We start from the raw sequence: 18,642 nt of genomic DNA on the forward strand, positions 1-18,642 counted from the left end.
GAACAAGTTAGATCTCCAATTCAGTTCTGATTGCAATTCACCAAACACCTCGCGCCCCCTCGTCACAGCCGCAGGCCGGACCCCGACGGCGGGTCATGCTCCGCCTTAGCGGCTCAGCGAGCACTGCCTCTCCGACTTGCACTAAGCTATCGGCACAGTGGAACGTCAAGGCAAACTTCGTCCATGGAGTCAGGCCGATGCCAATGTGTAGTTGCGCGCCACGGCCGCCACATACTTCGTTCAAACCGCAGTTGCCGCCGACAGGCTTTATCCCGTCGTTCAGACCCAGCCCGAACTCCCAAACAATCTGGTAACGCGAATCCGCTTGGAACAGTTCTTCGAGTGCCTCAACCGCCGGCTTTGCCTCTGGGCCGTGGGGACGAACGCCAACGATCCGTCCGTGGTCGATATCCAGGACGACGGCGTCACCGTGTGTGGCGGCAGCAAGCCGGGCGTACAGGCGAGCTTGCTCATCTTCGTCGGACTCGTTACCGCCCCTGTGGACAATCACGGTGCCACTCATCGCAATCTGCCCGCATAGGTCGAGTCGTCGCTCTGCGTCGAAATGCATGATGTCAAGGGGAACTGCACTCAGTTCGCCATTCGGAGCGATTTGTTGTTCTCCGCCGGACAACACACCGGCCTGAACATTCCAATCGTAATCTCCAAGTGATCCAAACGATGCGCTGGTGCCTCGTCGAGCATCAACAATCCGCACCGATTCGGCCAGGTTTAGCGCCTCAAGAATCGCGTCGCTGCGTGCAGCCACGGAATCGTGGTCAATCGACTCGCAGATCTCCAGGAAGTACGACAGCTGCGCAGCGGTGACCGGTGTCGATGCGCAGGGCACAACAGACAGCTTCCGATCCTCACCGATCACGCTCGCTCCTGGCGAACTCAAGAACGTACCTGGAGTGACCACAAGGATGTCGGCCTCTCGCGGTGCTCGAGTAGCCAGGAATGTCTCAAGCGACTCTCCAGGATGCAGCGCGATCTGGGACGTCCGGTGATAAAGAGACGACTGCCCATCCATACCAATGCCGTACTTGTTCGCCGAGTCTACAACAAGACAAAATTGCGGATTTCGAGCTCCGAACTGGTGGTGCAGGTCGGGCCGAACAAGGATTGCAGACATTTAGATGGCCTCACTTCGCTTACGGTCGATACCGTGGGGGCCAGCCGCAACCGCGACTGGCCCGCACGATGTGACTACTTAGCCCAGGAGCGTGCCCAGGTAGCGGTCGTTCTTCTTAACCTGGATCTTCCGATCCTTCTGGTCGTTGCTGTCCTTCTTGTCCGACATTCAATTCACCTCCTCTCATCTCTATCTTTCATCTCAGCTGATGCTGGAGACGTGGCTCAGTAGCTCGGTATCGCGGGCTTTAGCCGCACAGGAGCTATCGCTCCGGCAACACCGAGAAGCATTTCACCTTTATTATTCATCACGGTGGTTCCAGGGGAAATGATGTCGAGGTGATACTGGGTGAATGGAGTCAAGCCAATCCCCCAATGCAGGCACCCATCGGTACCGCCGTACACCTCATTCATCGCGTGATTGCCCGCCAGTAGTTCGTGTGTGGTGTTCACCGCGTGGCCAATCTCCCAGATAACCCGGTATCGCGAGTCCGTGGCGAACATCGATTCAAGCATGTCAACCACTGGCGTGGCTGCTGGCCCGAGCGCTTCCAGGTGCGTCATCACGCCGTTCGTAACGGTCGCCTTGACCGCGGACTCAGTAAGGCCCATGAGCTGCTCATGGATTCTGGCTTGGTCACGCCGTGTGTAAGAAGGAGTTCCGTTGTGCAGGATGGGAAAGCCCTGGATAACGATCTCGCCGTCGAGAGGTAGGTGCAGGTCCTCATCGAATTCAATGATTTCGATCGGCAAGACACTTATCTCTCCGGCTGGAACAATCTGCTGCTCACCCCAGTCAACGCGGCCGGCCTGCTGGTTCCATACCAACTCCTGATCAAAATGTCGCAGGATGGCAACCGTCCCGTACCGCGCATCACGATATTCAAGATGGTCACCGTTCTCGGCTGCCTCAAAAAAGCGTTGGGCGAAATCTTCTTGAGCATCCGGATCAGTAGCCTCGATGCATTGCATGAAATGTTCCAGCGACGAAAAATCGGTCGGTGTCGAGTTGCAGGCCATAGCGATTAGCTTTCGCCGCGGTCCAATGTCCTCTTGGCGCGGTGACTGAAAGAACAGGCCGGGAGCCATGACAAGAACATGGGCGTGTTCGGGAACCTCCGCCGCCAAGAATGCCGCGAAGTCACCGCCAGAGTAGGTCTTGGTCAAATATTGACCGTAGTCGCCCTCCTCCACGATACGCACAAATTCACTGAACTCGGGATTGGTGACCAAAACAAATGAGGCACCTTCTGCGGCCCCGAGCTGTCGCAACTTCTTCGGATTGACGCCGATAATCTCTGCCATTACCGTCCTCGGCCTTTCTTTCGATTCCCCACTGTCATCAAGCAGCACTTTTGGCCGACACACAGAAGCGACTGCGTCCACAATGAACGATTGATGTTAATCCCCGTTTCCCCGTGACTGCTCAAACGCGTCCATTTCAGGATTCATGTGCTCCACACCCATGTCAAGCGCTGCCAGAAGTTTGCTGTCCGAGGCTCCACGGTGCCGGATCGAGCCCCCGATCTCGACGGTTAACAAAATGAAACAGACATCACGAACCTTTTGACCAAGTCCACTGGAACTCAGTTGGTACAGACAGCGCCACTCCTTGACGCGAGCAACCGCATCGTGTACATATGATCTGGAACCGATTCCACCAGCAGTTAGTGGACATCAATCTGACCGGCTCATTAGGGGAAAGTGACAGTGGGGGGCTGTACAGCAATGCAGATGTCCTTTGTATACAGCTGAAATCTGTTCCATTTGCTATGTAAACATTCATCTGCGACTGCCGGAATCGATCTCCGGCACGTCGCTTCACAGGAGAGCAGCGACAAGTGCTAGATAATGTTGATTCGTGGTATGGCGATCCTACCGAGGCAGCCAAGCGGAATATCGATTCGTATACCGAGCTCCGGGCTGACGTAGATGCGCTGCTGGATGAATTGATCGAGAAGTTCTACGCCCAGGTTCCGTATGCAGACCATCAGCGGTCGTCAAATGATTTGAACCTTGAGTACTACAAACGACACAATATCGAGACGATCCTTCGACTCCGCCGGAAGCGAACGATCGATGCACTCGCCATTCAATACTTCACAAAGCGTGACCCGGTGCGCGGAGCCCAGTGGGCTCACTATGTCGAAGACGAGATGCTACATGACGGATGGTTTGCTGCCGACCTTGAGAAGGTCGGTGTCACGAAAGAGCAGATCTACGCAACCGAGCCAATGTTCACCACGAAGTTGCTTACCGGCTACCTCCAGTATGGTATGGAGTTCGAGGGCAGTCCGCTTGCGCTCCTCTGTAGCGTCTACTTCGTCGAGTACGTGACGACTCAAACGCAACCAAGCTGGGTCGAGAATCTAGGCAATGTGCTCGGCAAAGAGAAAGTCGAGGGAGCTCGGCGCCACGTCGGTACAGACCTGGAGGATGCACATGCAGACTTTGTCTGGGGTGTACTGACATCCCTAATTGAGAATGAGCAAACTCGGTCCAAAGTTATCCCGCACATGCGGGATGTTGCGAATTTGTGGGTTGCGTACTTTTTGGAGATCTTTTCGTCAGTCGTGAAGAACGACGAGGGTGACAGTTCCCCAGTGGATGAATTCTCCGGGGCCAAGGCGTTGGGTTCACAGTTCGCGTGAAGAATACGGCTGTCGACAACGTTCGCATTGAGCGATGGTCCGGCGGAGAACAGTTGACTGAACTTCAGGACAACTGGTTGAAGAATGGTCTGACGAAGGTCATGCCGGATCTACGCATGCATGATCTTCTGACGGCTCGTCCGCAACTCTTTCAGGAACCCGAGTTTTTGGTCGTTGCGAGAGATACTGTGGCCGATGTTCCATTGGCTGTTCTAGGCTCCACGTGGAATTTCACTTCAACCGGAGAAAGATTCCTAAACATCGGAGTACAGTTTGTTGCGGCACATCTCCGAGGTACCGACGTCTTTCGTCATAGTTGGTTGGCACACCTGGAATCAGTGACATCAAGCGGGCATTTCCCAGCATTATCAGCTCTCAAAACCTTTAATCCGATCGCCTACTGCGCTATGCGGGATTACGGTCGACTTCCGGGCTCAGTGATGTTTCCGGAGTTGCAGGCTGAATTGACCCACTCCGACGAAGCACTGATCGCAAGCGTACAGCGAATCGCTAACGTGATCAGACCGACGCAAGATTTCGATATGGGAGCGGGAGTATTCCGCGACATCGGGGTACCTCGCGATCTTTATCGCAAGCGTCCCCGTTCCCGTGACGATCAGGTAAACGCATACTTCGAAGATAACGTGGCCGAAGGCGACCGCCTTCTCTGCGTGGTGCACGTTCGTAACAAGCAGACGGAGGACGCAATCATGAGCCACTTCGCGGACGGCGGGCGAGCGTGACAGAAAATGCAATAAACCCATTTGGCTCCAGCATCCGGTTCATGGTGGAGGCCGCCGAAGGCGTAAATGTTGCTGTAGAGGGAGTCGAAAGTGCGACAGACGATGCCGCGATTCTCGTATTCTGGCCGGCAATGGGAGTACCGGCACGGTTCTATCATCCATTCGCTGAGGCCCTTGCCAAGGAAGGGATCGTTGCGCTCGTACCGGATATTCGCGGACAAGGAGCGAGTAGTCCAGTAGTAGATCGACGCGCAAAGTTCGGATATCATGTGGTCGCATCGATCGACTTCCCAGCAGTGCTGACTGCAGTTCGCGAGCGGTATCCTAGCCGCCGAGTTTACGTCGGCGGCCATAGCTTGGGTGGGCAGCTGGCCGTGACATTTGCTAGTCGGCATTCCCCTATGGTGGATGGCATAGTTCTGGTCGCGGCAAGCAATCCCTATTTCAGGGTGCAACCAGTCGTGACTGCCGCGAAGGTCTTATTTGCCACCCACCTGATCATGGTTGTGGCGAATACTTATGGGTTCTGGCCCGGCAACAGACTCGGCTTCATGGGCCGCCAGTCGCGCGTAATGATGCGCGACTGGGCCCACCTCGCCCGAACGGGCCAGCTGAATTTTGTAGGATCCGACCACGCCGTTGAGGATGAACTGAAAAAGACCGATATTCCGGTGCTCTCGATATCGGTGGCTGGCGACAATCTTGCCCCAGCGAAGGCAGTCGATAGACTGGTCGCCCCGTTCCCATCTGAGCAAGTCACGCGACTGCACCATCGTCCGCTAACCAAGGTAGATCATATTCGCTGGGTAAAGGATTCAGTCGGTATTGCACAATCAGTCGCGAAATGGATGAGAGCATTCAATAGGAGCGGCTAACCGCGATTCGTCATAAACGTGACAGTTTCAAATGCAAAGAAGGGAATAGTCCCGTCGTGCTCATTCCGGAATGCTCGCCGAAAACGCCGTTCCCTCAGCTCGTCGTGACCTGCCGCGGTCGGATTCTGGAAGCCGAGGCGGATCTGGCAGTCAGTGCTATCGGACACGTACTTGCGCGGTATACGGGCGTGGCTGCTGCACACCTGCGACTTACTGAAGCTATGCGTGAAGATGGATCGACTCTATTGCAGGTAAATCTGCGGGTCGGGGACATCCCCGCTCGTATCCAGATTTCCGGACCCAATGGAGAAAGCGTCGTTTCGGACGCTGCGGAGAGGCTGGATCGGACGCTCCTTCGATTGACGGCAACCCAATGCGTTCCTCGGCCGTGGCCCGACCTGACCCGACCCGCCTTGGCACAGGTCCGCGACGGCGTTGTTTGTCGGCGCAAAGTCTATGGATTGCCGCGGCTCGCTGAACCGTCACTAGCTGTGTCATTGATGGACGCGATGGACTATGACGTGTATCTATTCACCGACGCGCCGACAGGCGAGGACGCCATTGTCTATCGGGCCGGCCCGATAGGGCTACGACTGGCCCGCCAACATAGAATGCATCCACCGGACCTGTCGGCACACCTGCCAGTCACGATCAATCCGCATGCCACCCCCAGTTTGTACGAGAAGCAGGCCGTGCACAGGTTGTGCCATCACGGCTTGCCGTTTCTGTTCTTCACCGATTCAGACACTGGTCGTGGACATCTGCTGTATCGCCGTTATGACGGCGATCTGACCCTCATTATCCCTCTGGAATCAGCCGACCATGAAACTGCCGCCTCGAAATAAGCGGCGGGGTCGGTTCGCACTAGATTTTACTACCTAACTGCTGCCCCGATTGATCCTGGGACGACCTCGTTAGGCCAGATCACATATGGTACGGTCCTCCACATGTCCGCTCCGCCGCACTCTCGCCAGTGATAGCATAGCCGATCCGCGCCGAAACATGCAGAGGACGGACTACGGTACCGTGAATCTCGTTAAACCAGACTATCGGATTTACAGTATCGCCAAAAGAACACAAACAGGAGAGGAGCGGTACAGGCATGCTCGGGCATCTCGGCGTCAATGTCCCGGATCTGCAGACTGCAAAATCCTATTACGACAAGATTATGCCGATCCTCGGCTTCTGTGAGTATCTCAGTGCCGACGATCAAGTCGCGTACAGGCCGGATGGGGGCAAGCCCGGGACCTACCTATTCCTGTACCCAAGTGTCGAGACTGGCGGATACTCCCGCCATCGGACCGGACTGCAGCACCTCGCCTTCATGGTCAAGACCTGGTCAGCAGTCCACGAAGTACATCAATTCGTCGCACGCCTCGGATCCACGGTGGTTCATGAGCCGCAAGAGTTTCCGCAGTATCCACAACCGTACTTTGCGACGTTCTGGATCGATCCGTTCGGGCTGATGCTTGAGGCTGTTTGCCATTACACGGACGACACCAAGGGGACTGTCTGTTCGGTTGACCCGAAGCGGGTAACGAACCATGAGGCAGGTCAACAAGTCAACCGAACTCAAGGCAGTCCCTAACTGGTCGGTGATCTCGCCTTCAAGGGCGGACTCGACGACCAGCTTTGCTCAACTGCGCCAGCAGCCCGCATTCGCCGGTGAGTTGCAGCCCGCTATCGCGGGCTTGGGCCACCAGCTGCCCGACCAGGTCGGCATCGACTACCGAGTCGCGTTCCTTGCGTTTCGCCACCTCGCCAGTATCGGCCAGGTCGGCCAACATCACATCAGTCTTGAAGTGCTACCCCTTGTTCGGAGTTACACCCCTGTTCTTACAGTCCCGCTCGACGAATGAGCACTTCGCGGCGCAGTGGGACTGGTGGACTCAGCGGGAGCGGGATCGGCGGCGGCGCCGCAACCTCGGTACATGGCGGCTGGTTCGGTATGCAGACGATTTCCTGATCGTGGTATCCGGTGATCGCAGCCATGCCGAGGCTGTGAGAGAAGAAGCCGCGCGTGTCTTGGCTCCTCTGGGGATGCGCTTGTCGATGGCCAAGACGAAGATCACCCATCTCTACGAGGGTGTCGATTTCCTGGGGTTGCACATCCGGCGCCATCTCAAGAAAGGCACTCGCGACCGACGTTCGTCTACATCTATCCGGCAAAGAAGTCCGTGGCTTCGATCATGGGGAAGATCAAGGCGATATGCCGGTCGAACAAGAATCTGCCGTTGGACGTCGTGCTGCAACACCTCAATCGGGTGTTGCGCGGCTGGACCGCCTATTTCCGGTTCGGGGTGTCGTTCGCGACATTCAGCTATCTGCGGGCCTATGTCTGGCAACGGGTTACGGCCTGTATCAGACGCAAGCACCCGAAGATGAACTGTAAGCAACTGCGCCGCCGATACTTCGGCGGTCGCTGGTGGCCCGTCACGGCCACGGGGACAACTCTGTTCAACCCCACTGATGCGGGCACCGCCCGTTATTACTATCGGAGAGCGCAGGTATCGTCGCCGTGGCCTGAAGCAGCGGCAGCATGAACAATAGTCCGCCGTGACCCCATGGAGAGCCGGCTGCGCGGAGACGCGCATGTTCGGGAGGGGGCTCGCAGAAACGGACCGGCCGCAAGACCGGCACCGCGCCGCGGGCCTACCTCACACCAGGCGCCCTATCTACGTACTCACCGACCGCACTGCCGCCACCCTGGCGTCATGGCTGCAAGCACATCCCGGCATCGAGATCATCTGCCGCGGCCAGGCCGGTGCCTACGCCGAAGGCGCCACAAAAGGCGCACCTGACACGATCCAGGTCGCTGATCGGTGGCAAATTTGGCACAACCTCGGCGATGCCGTCGAACGCACTGTCACACGACATCGCACTGCCCTGACTGCCACAAACCCACAGGTCAGCGGACTCCGACGACTCACGGAAATTGGGCCAGATCCCGAGAACCGACACTCCCTCACTCGACGGCTTCTTCGTCATGGCCGAAAATTACTGTCTATATGTGCGGTGAGACCAATCAACAGTCCCAACGCACAATCTGACATCATAGCAACCCACCAATGTTGAACCCGGGCGTGAGCACCCTGTCGAGAGAGGCTCGAATGCGAGGTATTTCGGCGCTACCGGTGGTGGGTAGGCGCAGCAGCGGGATGCGGTACTTGACGCAGACCTTGTTCTTCAGCGCGTCACGGGCCAGCTGGTCCGGGTTGTTCTCGTGGTATTCGTATCCGTCGACCTCGACCGCGCAGACCCATCGACGGGTGACACGGTTGAATACCACGAAGTCGAAGCTCGCGCGGTTGTTCACGAACCGTGCCTCATCGACTGTCAGCTTGGTTATGTCGGGCAGCAGGTTTCGAACCAGTACCTCAGCCCGGATGCCGAGACCCAGGTAATTCTGTTCCTGCACAACCTCTTCCAGCACCGTGGCGATGATGTCCTGGGACAGGAATCGGGAACGTCGCCGGATTCGCGACATGAGCGGTCGCAGCCGCGCGGAGTAGTCGCGGTAGAGCAGGTCGAATACCGAGACGATCGAGCTGTCGAAAACGGTGCTGCCCGGGTTCCGGTAGCCGATGTAGCCGATGAGGTCGCGCAGATTGCTGCTGCGCGGCAGCATGTCGTGGTTGGTGACGAGCACGAAGCGCTTCTTCGCCCGCGAGACGGCGACATTGATCTTCTGTGGGTCGTCGAGGAACCCGAGCCCGCCCTTCTCTTCGGGGTCCGATGTCTCATCGAGGACCGTGGTCATCACGATCACGTCCTTCTCCCGACCCTGGAATCGGTGGATCGTGTCGGCTTCGACCGCGCCGAGGAGCGCGTCTGTGACCTTGCTGACCTGCTTGCGGTAGGGCGTGGTGACACCGATGTCCGTCGCCGCGAAGTCGGCACAGTACGTCGGGAGGATCTCGCGTTCGATCACGTCGATCTCTCGCTGGTTGGACCGACTCTTGCTGTGGCGACGCATGTGATTGCCTTCGACGGTCCGCGCGACGATCATCGATTCCCAGCCGGGGGTGCTGGTGGTGAAGGTGATCAGCTCGTCGTTGTAGAACTTGCTGTTGCAGAATCCGATGATGTCGGGATGGCATCGATAGTGCTCGCGGAGCATGGTGCGCGGCAGCGCGTCCCCGTACTGCTCGATCAACGCGGACAAGATGCTGTGCCGGTGGAAGTCGTACACCGGGTGCGGTGGGGGCGGGCAATCCTTCGACTCGAGACCCGGAATGTGGGCCAGCTGTTTCAAATCCCCCACGACAATCACGTTCTTGCAGCAGGCGAGCACGTTCGCGGCCTCGAGCAGATTCACCTGCGAGGCTTCGTCGATGATGAGGTAGTCGAGCATCCTGCCGCGCCCGATGCTGCGCTGCAGGGAATGGCACGTGCTGAGGATCACCGGATAGTCGCGGCTGAACCGCTGCCAATCGTGCACGTAGTTGTGGTCGTAGGTACCCGGCCGCCGCTGGGCGTAGCGGTGACGCAAGCGGTCGGTGAGCCAAAGCAGCGAGCGCTCGCGGTGTCGATCGGTCAGCTCGTCGAAGTTCGCCGAGCTCAATGTGCTGGTGAGCCGGTCGATCTCGCCATCGAGATCGGCGATCCGCTTATCGAAGTAGAGTCGTTGCAGCCGCAGGACGACCTCGACGTCCCCCGCGTCGACCGCCCGCATCGACCGGTATCTGATCCACTGGGCGATCCGGTCGATGACCTCGGGTAGCGCGCCCGGCTGGGCCAGCTCGGGATCGGTGTCGGCGATGTAGTCCAGGATCTTGGCCGCGGGCCAGCGCAGCACCGGCAACAACCGCTCATCCGGCAGCGATCGCCGATCGAAGTGGGTCATGAAGTGTTCGCGTTCGAGCAGGTAGCCGTCGCGTTCGGATCGCCGTTTGGCGAGTTCGCGCTGCGTGGTTTGGAGTCGGCGTAATCGCCGATCCAGGGTGGCGATCGCCTTGGCCGAGCCGATCTCGCCCCCTTCGGTCGCGACAAGGCGCGCGACGAGCCTGTTCCGGTTGTCCTGGGCCCCTCTGCCGAGAAATTCCCGCCGCTTTTCCGACCGACCCAAATCGGCTACGACATAGCTGATTTCGACGTCGATGAGCTTGTCGCGCACGTTCTCGACCGCGGCGTTGTTCGAGGACACGACCGCCACGGTCTTGGACTCGTCGAGCAGGATGTTGGCGATCAGGTTGAGGATGGTCTGGGTCTTGCCGGTGCCGGGCGGGCCGTCCACCGCCGAGATCGGAAATCGCAGCGCGTTGTCGATCGCCTCCCGCTGGCTCGGATTGGTGTGGAACGGGTAGATACGCGGCTCGGTCGCGCCGTCGCGCTGTTCCCAGCGGGCACCGGTGAGAAACCGATGCAGCACGCTATCCGGGTGGAGGAAGGTGAGGTGGTCGAGCCCTTCCCGCAGGAGGCGACCCGTCTCGGGCAGCAGACCCGCGAGTTCACGCCAATACCGCAGTACCGCAGCCGAGTCGGGAATCACGGCGCCGTTGCGAACGATCTCGACCTCGCTCGCGGGGTACGCGCGCCAGGTCCCGTCCTGGGCGAAGATGTGCCACCAGCCACCATCCGGAGTGTGGAAAAGGTAAGCGCCGCCGGAACTGTCACACAGCACACCGTCGGCGAGGATCTCAGCCCCCGGGTCCGGTGGTAGTTGTCGTGGGCGGTCAGCGAGGTAGACCCGGTCCCGGCCGTAGCGATAGGTGCCGCCGCGTGCGTAGCTGATGTGGATCAGACGGCCGTCGATCTGATAGCCCGTTATCTCGGCTGTTTTGTTCTCGACGGAACTACCGTCCCGCTCGCGGACGACCACGGCGAATTCACGTGCGTTGATCGTCACCTAGACCACCCAGATCAGCAGGGTAAGCAAACCCAGGATCGCCAGCCCGAACACCACCAAACCCCAACTCACAGACGACCGCAGGTGTCCCGTGTGGTTGACCGGTGGGCGCCATGTGGCGGGTGGGGGTGGCTGTGGTGGCCGAGGAGGGGGCGGCGGAGCGGCCGGACGGTGCGATGACGGAGGGAGATGCGGGGCCCACCACGGTTCGGCCGTAGTTGCGGGTGTCGACCGTGCTGCCGGGATGGCCTGCGATGGGCGCGCGGCAGGAGTGCCAGGCACCGGCCGGGCGGCAGGATTGGGAGGAGCCGGGCGTGCTGCCGGATCAGCAGGCGATGGGCGCGCAGCCCGGTGGGGAGGCGCCGATCGTACGGCCGAATTGGTAGGCGCCGGGCGTGCGGACCGCGACGTCCGCGGCTGCTGGGGTGGTGTGTCCGGTGTGGGCGTACTCGGCGGAGCAGTGGACAGCGAGCTCGTTCGCACCGGAGCCGCCGGGGGACGCGCCCTCTTTGCAGGGCTTTCGTACAACCTGCTCAGCTCGGCCTGTCTGCGCGCCTGTGCCGCGGAACGATCTGTGGGCGGCACAACCGTTGCGGCTCGTGCCGATGACGGAAGCGGCGGCGCACCCGCGGTCTTCGGTGTCCGGGTAGGTCTGGGTGGTGCTGGTGCGACGCGCGGTGGCGGGGATTTCAGCGCGGCGATCTGTTGATCCGTGAGATTGCGTAGCAGACCGACCCGCACGAGTTCGATCTGTGGGACGGGCACGCCCTTGTTCACGTAGGTCACGACGGTACCGGTGATCGCGATCTGCCAGCCGATCAGCTTCGGCAGCAGTCGCTTCCCGTTCCTGCTGAGGCGGCCGTACTTGGCGAAGAGCTGACCGGCGACGTCGTCGTGAGCGACGATGGTGAAATCTCCCTGCTCGTAATCACCGAGGTTGAGCAACGCCACGTCGCGGCCCTGGAATCCCTTGTTGACAATGCCGAACTGTATTTGCCCGTAGACGGTGATGGTCTCACCCGCACGGTTCAGCAGCTCGTCACGTTCGCTGCCTGCGACGAACTGACCGAGCGCCAGTTCGAAACCGCCCGCAGTCGGTGCGCCTGCCCCGGTCCCCGCCAAGACGGCTTCGACGTGGTCATAGTCGGTTCGACAGGCCCGCTTCAACGCAGCGGCAGCGTCGGCGACTCCGCCGATGCGGGCGAGCGCGGCGAACAACGGCGAGTTCTCTGGGTCGACGAAATCCCGTGCGGTGAAGATCAGGTTCTCGCCGGTGCCGCCGAAGTCGTCCCACAGCGATGGCTGGTGCCGCAGCGCGCGCAGTGAGACATCGATGACCGCGGCCGCGAAAGTGTCGATGCCGCTGTCGAAACGGGTACCGCGACCGGGATGTTGATAGTTGCGGTGACCTTGTTCGATCGCGGGCAACGTGGTACCCGCGAACGTATCGACATACATGCCGTCGTAGTCGATCAGGGTGATTGAAAGGTCCCGGCCGACAAGGATGTTCCCGTGCTGGAGATCGCCGTGCGCGGCGCCTGCGGCGCGCAACGCGACGACCGCGTCCGCGATCGCGACCCGCACCGTCTCGATGGCGACCGGATCCTGGTCGCCCTCGATCCAGTCCTCCACCCACACACCGAGCATTTCGCCGGTCGACCACCGCATGCGCACGGTCGGAAAACCCGTGCCGTTCACCATGATCCCGTCGGCTTGGTACACCGCATCGATCAGGAACGTCAGATTCGGATGGCCGGCGACGAACCGGTAAATGTGCTCGTAGCGTTCGCGCAGTCGGCGCTCATCATGGCCTTGCTTGTGAAAGCAGCGCACCGCGAAGCGCTGTTTCGAAGCGCTGTCGATGGCGAACGTCGCCGCGAACCCGCCAGAGGCGACTGACGGCATGCCCTGCGCGTTGCGCACGGGCTCACCGGTTCGAAGCAGGTCGACGTTACGGAAAGCGATCGGTGGATTAGCCACCGCGCCTTGGTAATTCAGTAGGCTCGGCAATCTCATAGTCGCACCGCGCAGATCGTCGTGTCGTCGTTGTCCATGCCCGCTCGGCGCGCGTGCGCCACCCATGTCCGGAACTCGTCGTCGTCACCGGGGATCGTGGCCACGTCGATGCGCGCGCCACCGCGATGCAGCTCCAGCAGGTACTTCGCCAGGCCGTCGGAGGCGAGCACGAGGTGATCACCATCGGTGTAGTCGTCGCCGTGCTCCCAAAGCGCCGCCCGATGGGAGACGTCCCCGGCGTGGGTGGTGATCAGGGCCGGGGTGCGACCGAACTGGCGCGGATCATCCAGCGGACCCGCTGCAATCAGCTCCCCGTCACGCAGGTGCAGCAGACACGCGTCGCCGATCCCGATGGCCCGGTACCGCTGATGCGCGACATCGATATCCACCCCGACGAATGTCGCAGCGCCACCGAGCCGCAGCTTCTCCCGCGCGTACCAGGGAAGGCCCGCCGTCTCGACCCGTTCCCGCCAGTGCGACCTGAGCTCGTCCAGCACACCGAGTTCCAGAATGTCCACGCCATCGATCGCGTAGGCGGCGACCAGCAGCTCCGCCCACTCCTCGGCGCGCGCGGTGGTCGACGCGCCGTCGGCGAGCGCGAAACGCGACCCGGTGCCCCCGACCGCGCGATCATCGTTCTCATCCTGGTCACGCCCTTCCTTATGCCGGGTGGCCAGGCGCGCCGCTGGAGCGTTTGTCAACGTATCCCCCTGTGCCCGAACGAATTCTCGAGTCGATCACCAGGTCGGCTCGTCGCCGTCGGCGCGCACGCTCCCGTCTTGGTCGTCATCGGCCACATCGCCATCGTCATCCGAAACCGCGTCATCGACGGTCGCGCCCATGAGCTCCTTCAGCCCGGTCGGGGTGACCGCGCGAGTACCGATGTCGAGGAAGTCGATCACCATCGTGACGTCCGCGTTGTAGAGGAACCCGCGGGATCCCGCACGCACCGGATAACCCAGTGACGCGGACGCTTCCAGCATCGACGGCGGCAGAATGCTCGAAGCCTCAAACAGCCGCTGCGCGTTCGGGTCGCTCAAACCCGCCGCGGTGTCCGGGAAGGTCACCGCCTGCCCGCCGAAGGCCGACAAGTGGAGGTTGAACACCAGGGCCGCGCCGTCGTCGGTGGACAGGGCACGGATCCGGTCGGCCGCGTCGCGCGGGTCGCCATCGGTACTGGCGCCGTCGGTCACATTGATCACGATCGGCGGGAAACTCGACGGATGCTCCGCGCACCACGACGCGATCACCGGTTCGGCATAGGCCAGTGCCGACACCATGGGTGTAGCGCCATCCGAGAGCGGATCCACCCACACCGGCATCTGCTGGTTCACCGAGACGACACCACCCGCGCCGTCGGGCACGCGCCGGGTCACCGCGTCGACGCGGCGCGGATTCTCGGCGAGTTCGGAGACCGGCAACACCCGCCGGTCGGCATCGGCACCATGCAAGATCGGCCCGATCTTCGCGCCATATCCCACCACCCCGACCTCGAAGTAGTTGTAGATCCGCTCGCCGCCACGACTGCACAACAGCACGGCGTTGCCGAGCAAGTTGTTCACCGCCTGCGCCAGCACATCAGCCTTCGTGCCCTGCCCCTGCCCGGCGGGCTCCGACATCGAGAACGACTGATCCACCAGCAACATCAACAACGCCGGCTGCTTACGGTTGATCTCCGCTGAGTACACGACTCCCCATTCCATGAACACAGATCACTGATAGCGCCATCCCACACGCATCTCGGACTCGAAAGGTAGTGTAGCCCTTACTGTTCCATCGCGACGGCAGCTCGTCGCCGGGGCTGCACACCTCGTCGTCCGAATCGAGGACAAGCCGTCGACGACGAAGGCTCGTTCTGGCATCCTCGTCAGAGCCGACAAAGCCAGGGGGAAATCCGATGAGCAACACACCACCGAACTGGTACCCGGACCCCTCCGACGCCGACTTCCTCAGGTACTGGAACGGCATCGAATGGACCGATGACAGGATGGCCGCCGCATCTGCCGCGCCGAATCCGGGCGCATCGACCGCGAAAGTACCGTTGTTCGGCGCACGCGCGCTGGCGAAGCGCCAGTCCGCCGAACTTGCCGACGCGATGGCCGAAAATCAACGACTCCGAGCGCAATTGACGGCGCTCGGCGGGCTCGAAGCAGCGCAACTGCAGCAGCTGCGCGACCAGCTCGCCACCCAGGTCACCGACGATCAGGCCATGCTGGACGCCCTGCGCGCCGAGGTGATCAGCACCCGCGACGAGCAGGTGCTGCAGGAGATCGGGATCTACGAGTACCGCCATCCCCTCTCGGACTCGATGGCCTACCGCACGGCGCTGGAGCTGTTGCAAGGCGAGATCAAGGCGATGGCGCGTCGCGACGGTGGTGCGATCGAGGCATCGACCACGTGGACCGTCAACGGTTCGGTCACCGAGGGACGGAAGATGGTCCGCGAGTACTCGAAGTTGATGTTGCGGGCATACAACGCCGAAGCCGACAACCTCGTCCGCAGTCTCAAGCCGTACAAGTTGCCCAGCGCGCTGACCCGACTGACAAAGATCGCCACCACGATCGAACGCCTCGGCAAGACCATGCAGCTGCGGGTGTCCGTCCATTACCACACGCTGCGCTGCCGCGAACTCGAGATGACGGCCGACTACCTGGAGTTTCTCGCGCGGCAGAAGGAGCACGAGCGCGAGGAACGCGATCGGCTGCGCGAGGAACGGCGAGCGCACACTGAATTGTCCAGGGAGCGGGAACGATTGGAGAAGGACCAACGGCGCTACCGTGAATCCCTCGCCGCGCTGGAGGCGATCGGCAAGGCACGGTCCGCCGACGCCGATCAGCTACGCGGTCTGTTGGCGAAGCTCGAGAGCGACATCGCGACGATCCAGGATCGTGCCGACAACTACCGGGCCGGATTCGTCTACGTGCTATCGAATATCGGGGCGTTCAAGGACATGGTGATGATCGGCCTCACCCGGCGGTTCGACCCGGAGGACCGGATCCGCGAACTCGGCAACACCTCGGTGCCGTTCAAGTACGACATGCACACGATGTTCTACGACAAGGACGCGGTCGGCATCAGAGACCAGTTGCATCAGCGACTCGCCGACCGGCGGGTGAACCTCGTCAACCAGCGCCGCGAGTTCTTCTACGCCACTCCCGCCGAGGTGCGCGAACATCTTCAGGCGGTGGTAGGCCAGGTCGGCAGTTTCGATGACCTGGCCAAAGCTGTGGAGTACCACCAGAGCCGATCCACCAGGTCGCGCTGATCACACGGAAGTTGCTGGGCAACAACGTAATCAGGGCACCGATCCGGTTTCGACGGCGTCGCGCCCGTGGCAATATGGTGCGGTGGTTGATACGCAGAGCGAGCTCACGCTCCACACCAGCGGCGGTGCCGACGATTTGTTCGACCTGCACGAGTGGTTGAACGACGACCGGGCGTTGCGCGGTCGGGTGACATTGGTGGAGACGCCTATTCGAGAAGGAGAGATGGGTGGGGTCACCGATTGCCTCCTCATCCTCACCTCAGCAGGCACCGTGGGCGCGCTGGCGAAATCGCTCTCGACTTGGCTCACGGTGCGCAGCTCCCATATCAAAGTCACGGTCACCCGAGGTGACGAGGAGATCGCCGTCGAAGGAAAAGGCGTCGAGGCGGGCAACGACGTCGAGAAGCTCCTACGTCCGCTCATCGACCGTCCTACGGACCCGCGGTGACCGGTGCCGCGGACCGCAGCGGCTGGCGCACAGTATTGGTCGGCGCGAGCCGCTTCTCACACCCCGACTTCCATGACCTGCCCGCCGTCGCCAACAACATCACCGACCTCGCCGAACGCCTCACCGCGCCCTCCGGTGGTGCAGTGGCCGAGCCACACTGCACCGTCCTGCACAACCCGAGCCAGTCCGTGCAGGTGGGAACCGCGATCGCCCGGGCGGCGGCCGAGGCCGAAGATGTTCTGCTGTTCTACTTCTCGGGGCATGGAAAACGAGATCCACGGGGAAACCTGCATTTGATTCTGACCGACAGCGACCCCGACCAGGTCGTGTTGAGTTCGATGCCGTACAGCTTCATTCGCGAAACGATCAGCAGGAGCCGTGCTCGCGCGCGCATCGTCATCCTGGATTGTTGCTTCTCGGGCAACGCTTTCGAAACGATGGGCGCGTCATCGGACATCATCGAAGACGCCGAAATCGAGGGCACATACATCCTCACCTCGTCCCCCAAGAACCAGAACTCACTGGCACCGGTGGGCGACCGCCACACCGCGTTCACCGCTGCCCTGCTGGCCGCCGCGACGGACACCGATCTCACCCTCGATCAGCTCTACGCCAGCACGGCCAAGATACTCAGGGGCCGCAGCCAGCCGGAACCACAATGCCGAGTTCACAATTCGGCGCACGCGCTGCGGCTGTTCGCTCCACCCACCGCACTGGCAGCACCCGCGGTGGCCGATCATGTCGATGGCGATGTGGTCGCCGTGCTCACCGCCGCACAGCAGGGCGATGTCGACGCAATGATCGAGCTGGCGCAACGATTCCACCGCGCGAAAGATCTCGAGCACGCCGAACAGTGGTGGCGCCTCGCCGCTGAGGCCGGGAATCCCGGTGCGATGTACAACGTCGCGGTGGTCAGCGAAATTCAGCGCAGATTCGAAGACGGCAAATACTGGTATCAGCGTGCCGCCGAAACCGGCGACACCAACGCCATGCACAACCTCGCGATCCGGCTTCGGCTCAGCGGGCGCGAGGCCGAAGCCGCCCGATGGTGGCAGGCAGCGGGCCATACCACGCCACAGCGCAACGGCGAGAAGCTGCGAAAAGTGGTGCTGCGAAAAGACTCGCCGGTCGACCCGCACATGCGGACCGACGATGAGGCACCGCAGTACTCGTTGCCGACGACCCGTCGACTGATGCTCATAACACTGGGGAAATGGGCCAACCGCCCGGCTACCTGGAACGAAACTCCCTGGGGCGGAGGTGTGCACACCCGCACCGGCAGCGGCTACTACCACGGCATGTCCGACGATGAGTTACTCGGCTCCGCACGGGTCTTCTGGAAATTCAGACCGGCGAACTGGCACGGCGTCGACTTCGCGGTAGTCGCCCATGCGGGAATCACCCGCGCGGTGATTCGGATCCACGACTTCATCGGGCCTTTCGGTGACCGTTACGGCATCCAGGGTCAACTGGTCGACGACCCGGACATTCTCGCCGAACTCGTCGACAAGACCGTTCCCCGACGGCAGAACCCCATCACGCTCTGGGCCTGATGACCTCACATCTCGACATCGGCACGCGCCACGACGCCGATACCGGCGGTGCATAGTTCAGCTGACGTGCCAGGGCCTGCGTTCCGCATAGGCCATAGCGCCTGGAGTC

Annotated in this window: 16 protein-coding genes and 2 pseudogenes; 11 read left to right on the forward strand and 7 right to left on the reverse strand. The window is 61.2% G+C overall.

What is annotated here, in order from left to right; all coding sequences use genetic code 11:
* Nucleotides 1-37: 37 nt before the first annotated feature.
* Nucleotides 38-1,135, reverse strand: coding sequence for a CgnE/CgnB domain-containing protein (locus IEX78_RS19745; RefSeq protein WP_188830512.1), 1,098 nt, complete (start codon nucleotides 1,133-1,135; stop codon nucleotides 38-40).
* Between the two features lie 224 nt (nucleotides 1,136-1,359).
* Complete coding sequence (locus tag IEX78_RS19750) at nucleotides 1,360-2,439, reverse strand: hypothetical protein (RefSeq protein ID WP_188830513.1); 1,080 nt, start codon at nucleotides 2,437-2,439, stop codon at nucleotides 1,360-1,362.
* A gap of 536 nt (nucleotides 2,440-2,975) precedes the next feature.
* On the opposite strand from IEX78_RS19750, the gene IEX78_RS19755 reads away from it, so the two are divergent.
* From IEX78_RS19755 to IEX78_RS19775, 5 genes and pseudogenes are all read left to right on the forward strand, one after another.
* On the forward strand, nucleotides 2,976-3,785 hold the full coding sequence (locus IEX78_RS19755) for a hypothetical protein (RefSeq protein ID WP_188830514.1): 810 nt from the start codon (nucleotides 2,976-2,978) through the stop codon (nucleotides 3,783-3,785).
* Nucleotides 3,786-3,838: 53 nt separating this feature from the next.
* Nucleotides 3,839-4,528, forward strand: a complete 690-nt coding sequence (locus tag IEX78_RS19760; protein ID WP_188830515.1) for a hypothetical protein — start codon at nucleotides 3,839-3,841, stop codon at nucleotides 4,526-4,528.
* Entirely contained in the window at nucleotides 4,525-5,403 is an 879-nt protein-coding gene (locus tag IEX78_RS19765) for an alpha/beta hydrolase family protein (protein ID WP_188830516.1), read from the forward strand. Before IEX78_RS19760 ends, IEX78_RS19765 begins: the two co-directional genes overlap by 4 nt.
* 56 nt (nucleotides 5,404-5,459) lie before the next feature.
* A complete protein-coding gene (locus tag IEX78_RS19770) occupies nucleotides 5,460-6,248 on the forward strand; it encodes a sigma 54 modulation/S30EA ribosomal C-terminal domain-containing protein (RefSeq protein WP_188830517.1) in 789 nt (262 codons plus the stop codon).
* A gap of 257 nt (nucleotides 6,249-6,505) precedes the next feature.
* Nucleotides 6,506-6,901, forward strand: a pseudogene (locus IEX78_RS19775) (VOC family protein); the annotation flags it as partial.
* Nucleotides 6,902-7,010: 109 nt separating this feature from the next.
* On the opposite strand, the gene IEX78_RS19780 reads toward IEX78_RS19775, so the two are convergent.
* Complete coding sequence (locus tag IEX78_RS19780) at nucleotides 7,011-7,190, reverse strand: hypothetical protein (protein WP_188830519.1); 180 nt, start codon at nucleotides 7,188-7,190, stop codon at nucleotides 7,011-7,013.
* 25 nt (nucleotides 7,191-7,215) lie between these two features.
* Here IEX78_RS19780 and IEX78_RS24805 point away from each other — a divergent pair.
* The 3 genes and pseudogenes from IEX78_RS24805 to IEX78_RS19795 form a co-directional block, all read left to right on the forward strand.
* Nucleotides 7,216-7,503 (forward strand): annotated as a pseudogene (locus tag IEX78_RS24805) (hypothetical protein); the annotation flags it as partial.
* 77 nt (nucleotides 7,504-7,580) lie between these two features.
* Nucleotides 7,581-7,946: a group II intron maturase-specific domain-containing protein gene (locus tag IEX78_RS19790; protein WP_188830520.1), complete on the forward strand. Its 366-nt coding sequence runs from the start codon at nucleotides 7,581-7,583 to the stop codon at nucleotides 7,944-7,946.
* 49 nt (nucleotides 7,947-7,995) lie between these two features.
* Nucleotides 7,996-8,478, forward strand: a complete 483-nt coding sequence (locus IEX78_RS19795) for a transposase (RefSeq protein ID WP_188830521.1) — start codon at nucleotides 7,996-7,998, stop codon at nucleotides 8,476-8,478.
* On the opposite strand, the gene IEX78_RS19800 is transcribed toward IEX78_RS19795, so the two are convergent.
* The 4 genes from IEX78_RS19800 to IEX78_RS19815 are packed head-to-tail and all read right to left on the reverse strand — an operon-like array spanning nucleotide 8,456 to nucleotide 14,970.
* Nucleotides 8,456-11,251 (reverse strand): AAA domain-containing protein, encoded by a 2,796-nt coding sequence (locus IEX78_RS19800; protein WP_188830522.1) that lies wholly within the window; start codon nucleotides 11,249-11,251, stop codon nucleotides 8,456-8,458. The genes IEX78_RS19795 and IEX78_RS19800 overlap by 23 nt on opposite strands.
* Complete coding sequence (locus IEX78_RS19805; RefSeq protein WP_188830523.1) at nucleotides 11,252-13,231, reverse strand: protein kinase family protein; 1,980 nt, start codon at nucleotides 13,229-13,231, stop codon at nucleotides 11,252-11,254.
* 32 nt (nucleotides 13,232-13,263) lie between these two features.
* Complete coding sequence (locus IEX78_RS19810; RefSeq protein ID WP_188830524.1) at nucleotides 13,264-13,968, reverse strand: hypothetical protein; 705 nt, start codon at nucleotides 13,966-13,968, stop codon at nucleotides 13,264-13,266.
* Nucleotides 13,969-14,004: 36 nt separating this feature from the next.
* Nucleotides 14,005-14,970 (reverse strand): vWA domain-containing protein, encoded by a 966-nt coding sequence (locus IEX78_RS19815; RefSeq protein WP_229684119.1) that lies wholly within the window; start codon nucleotides 14,968-14,970, stop codon nucleotides 14,005-14,007.
* Between the two features lie 194 nt (nucleotides 14,971-15,164).
* On the opposite strand from IEX78_RS19815, the gene IEX78_RS19820 reads away from it, so the two are divergent.
* The 3 genes from IEX78_RS19820 to IEX78_RS19830 all read left to right on the forward strand — a co-directional run bounded on the left by IEX78_RS19820 (nucleotide 15,165) and on the right by IEX78_RS19830 (nucleotide 18,533).
* Entirely contained in the window at nucleotides 15,165-16,532 is a 1,368-nt protein-coding gene (locus tag IEX78_RS19820) for an SNIPE associated domain-containing protein (RefSeq protein WP_188830525.1), read from the forward strand.
* Nucleotides 16,533-16,614: 82 nt separating this feature from the next.
* Nucleotides 16,615-16,980, forward strand: a complete 366-nt coding sequence (locus IEX78_RS19825; protein ID WP_188830526.1) for an effector-associated constant component EACC1 — start codon at nucleotides 16,615-16,617, stop codon at nucleotides 16,978-16,980.
* Complete coding sequence (locus tag IEX78_RS19830) at nucleotides 16,977-18,533, forward strand: caspase, EACC1-associated type (RefSeq protein WP_188830527.1); 1,557 nt, start codon at nucleotides 16,977-16,979, stop codon at nucleotides 18,531-18,533. The genes IEX78_RS19825 and IEX78_RS19830 overlap by 4 nt, the downstream gene beginning before the upstream one ends.
* The last annotated feature ends 109 nt before the right edge of the window (nucleotides 18,534-18,642 follow it).

It is taken from the genome of Nocardia camponoti (assembly GCF_014646135.1).
In the GTDB taxonomy this organism is placed as follows: domain Bacteria; phylum Actinomycetota; class Actinomycetes; order Mycobacteriales; family Mycobacteriaceae; genus Nocardia; species Nocardia camponoti.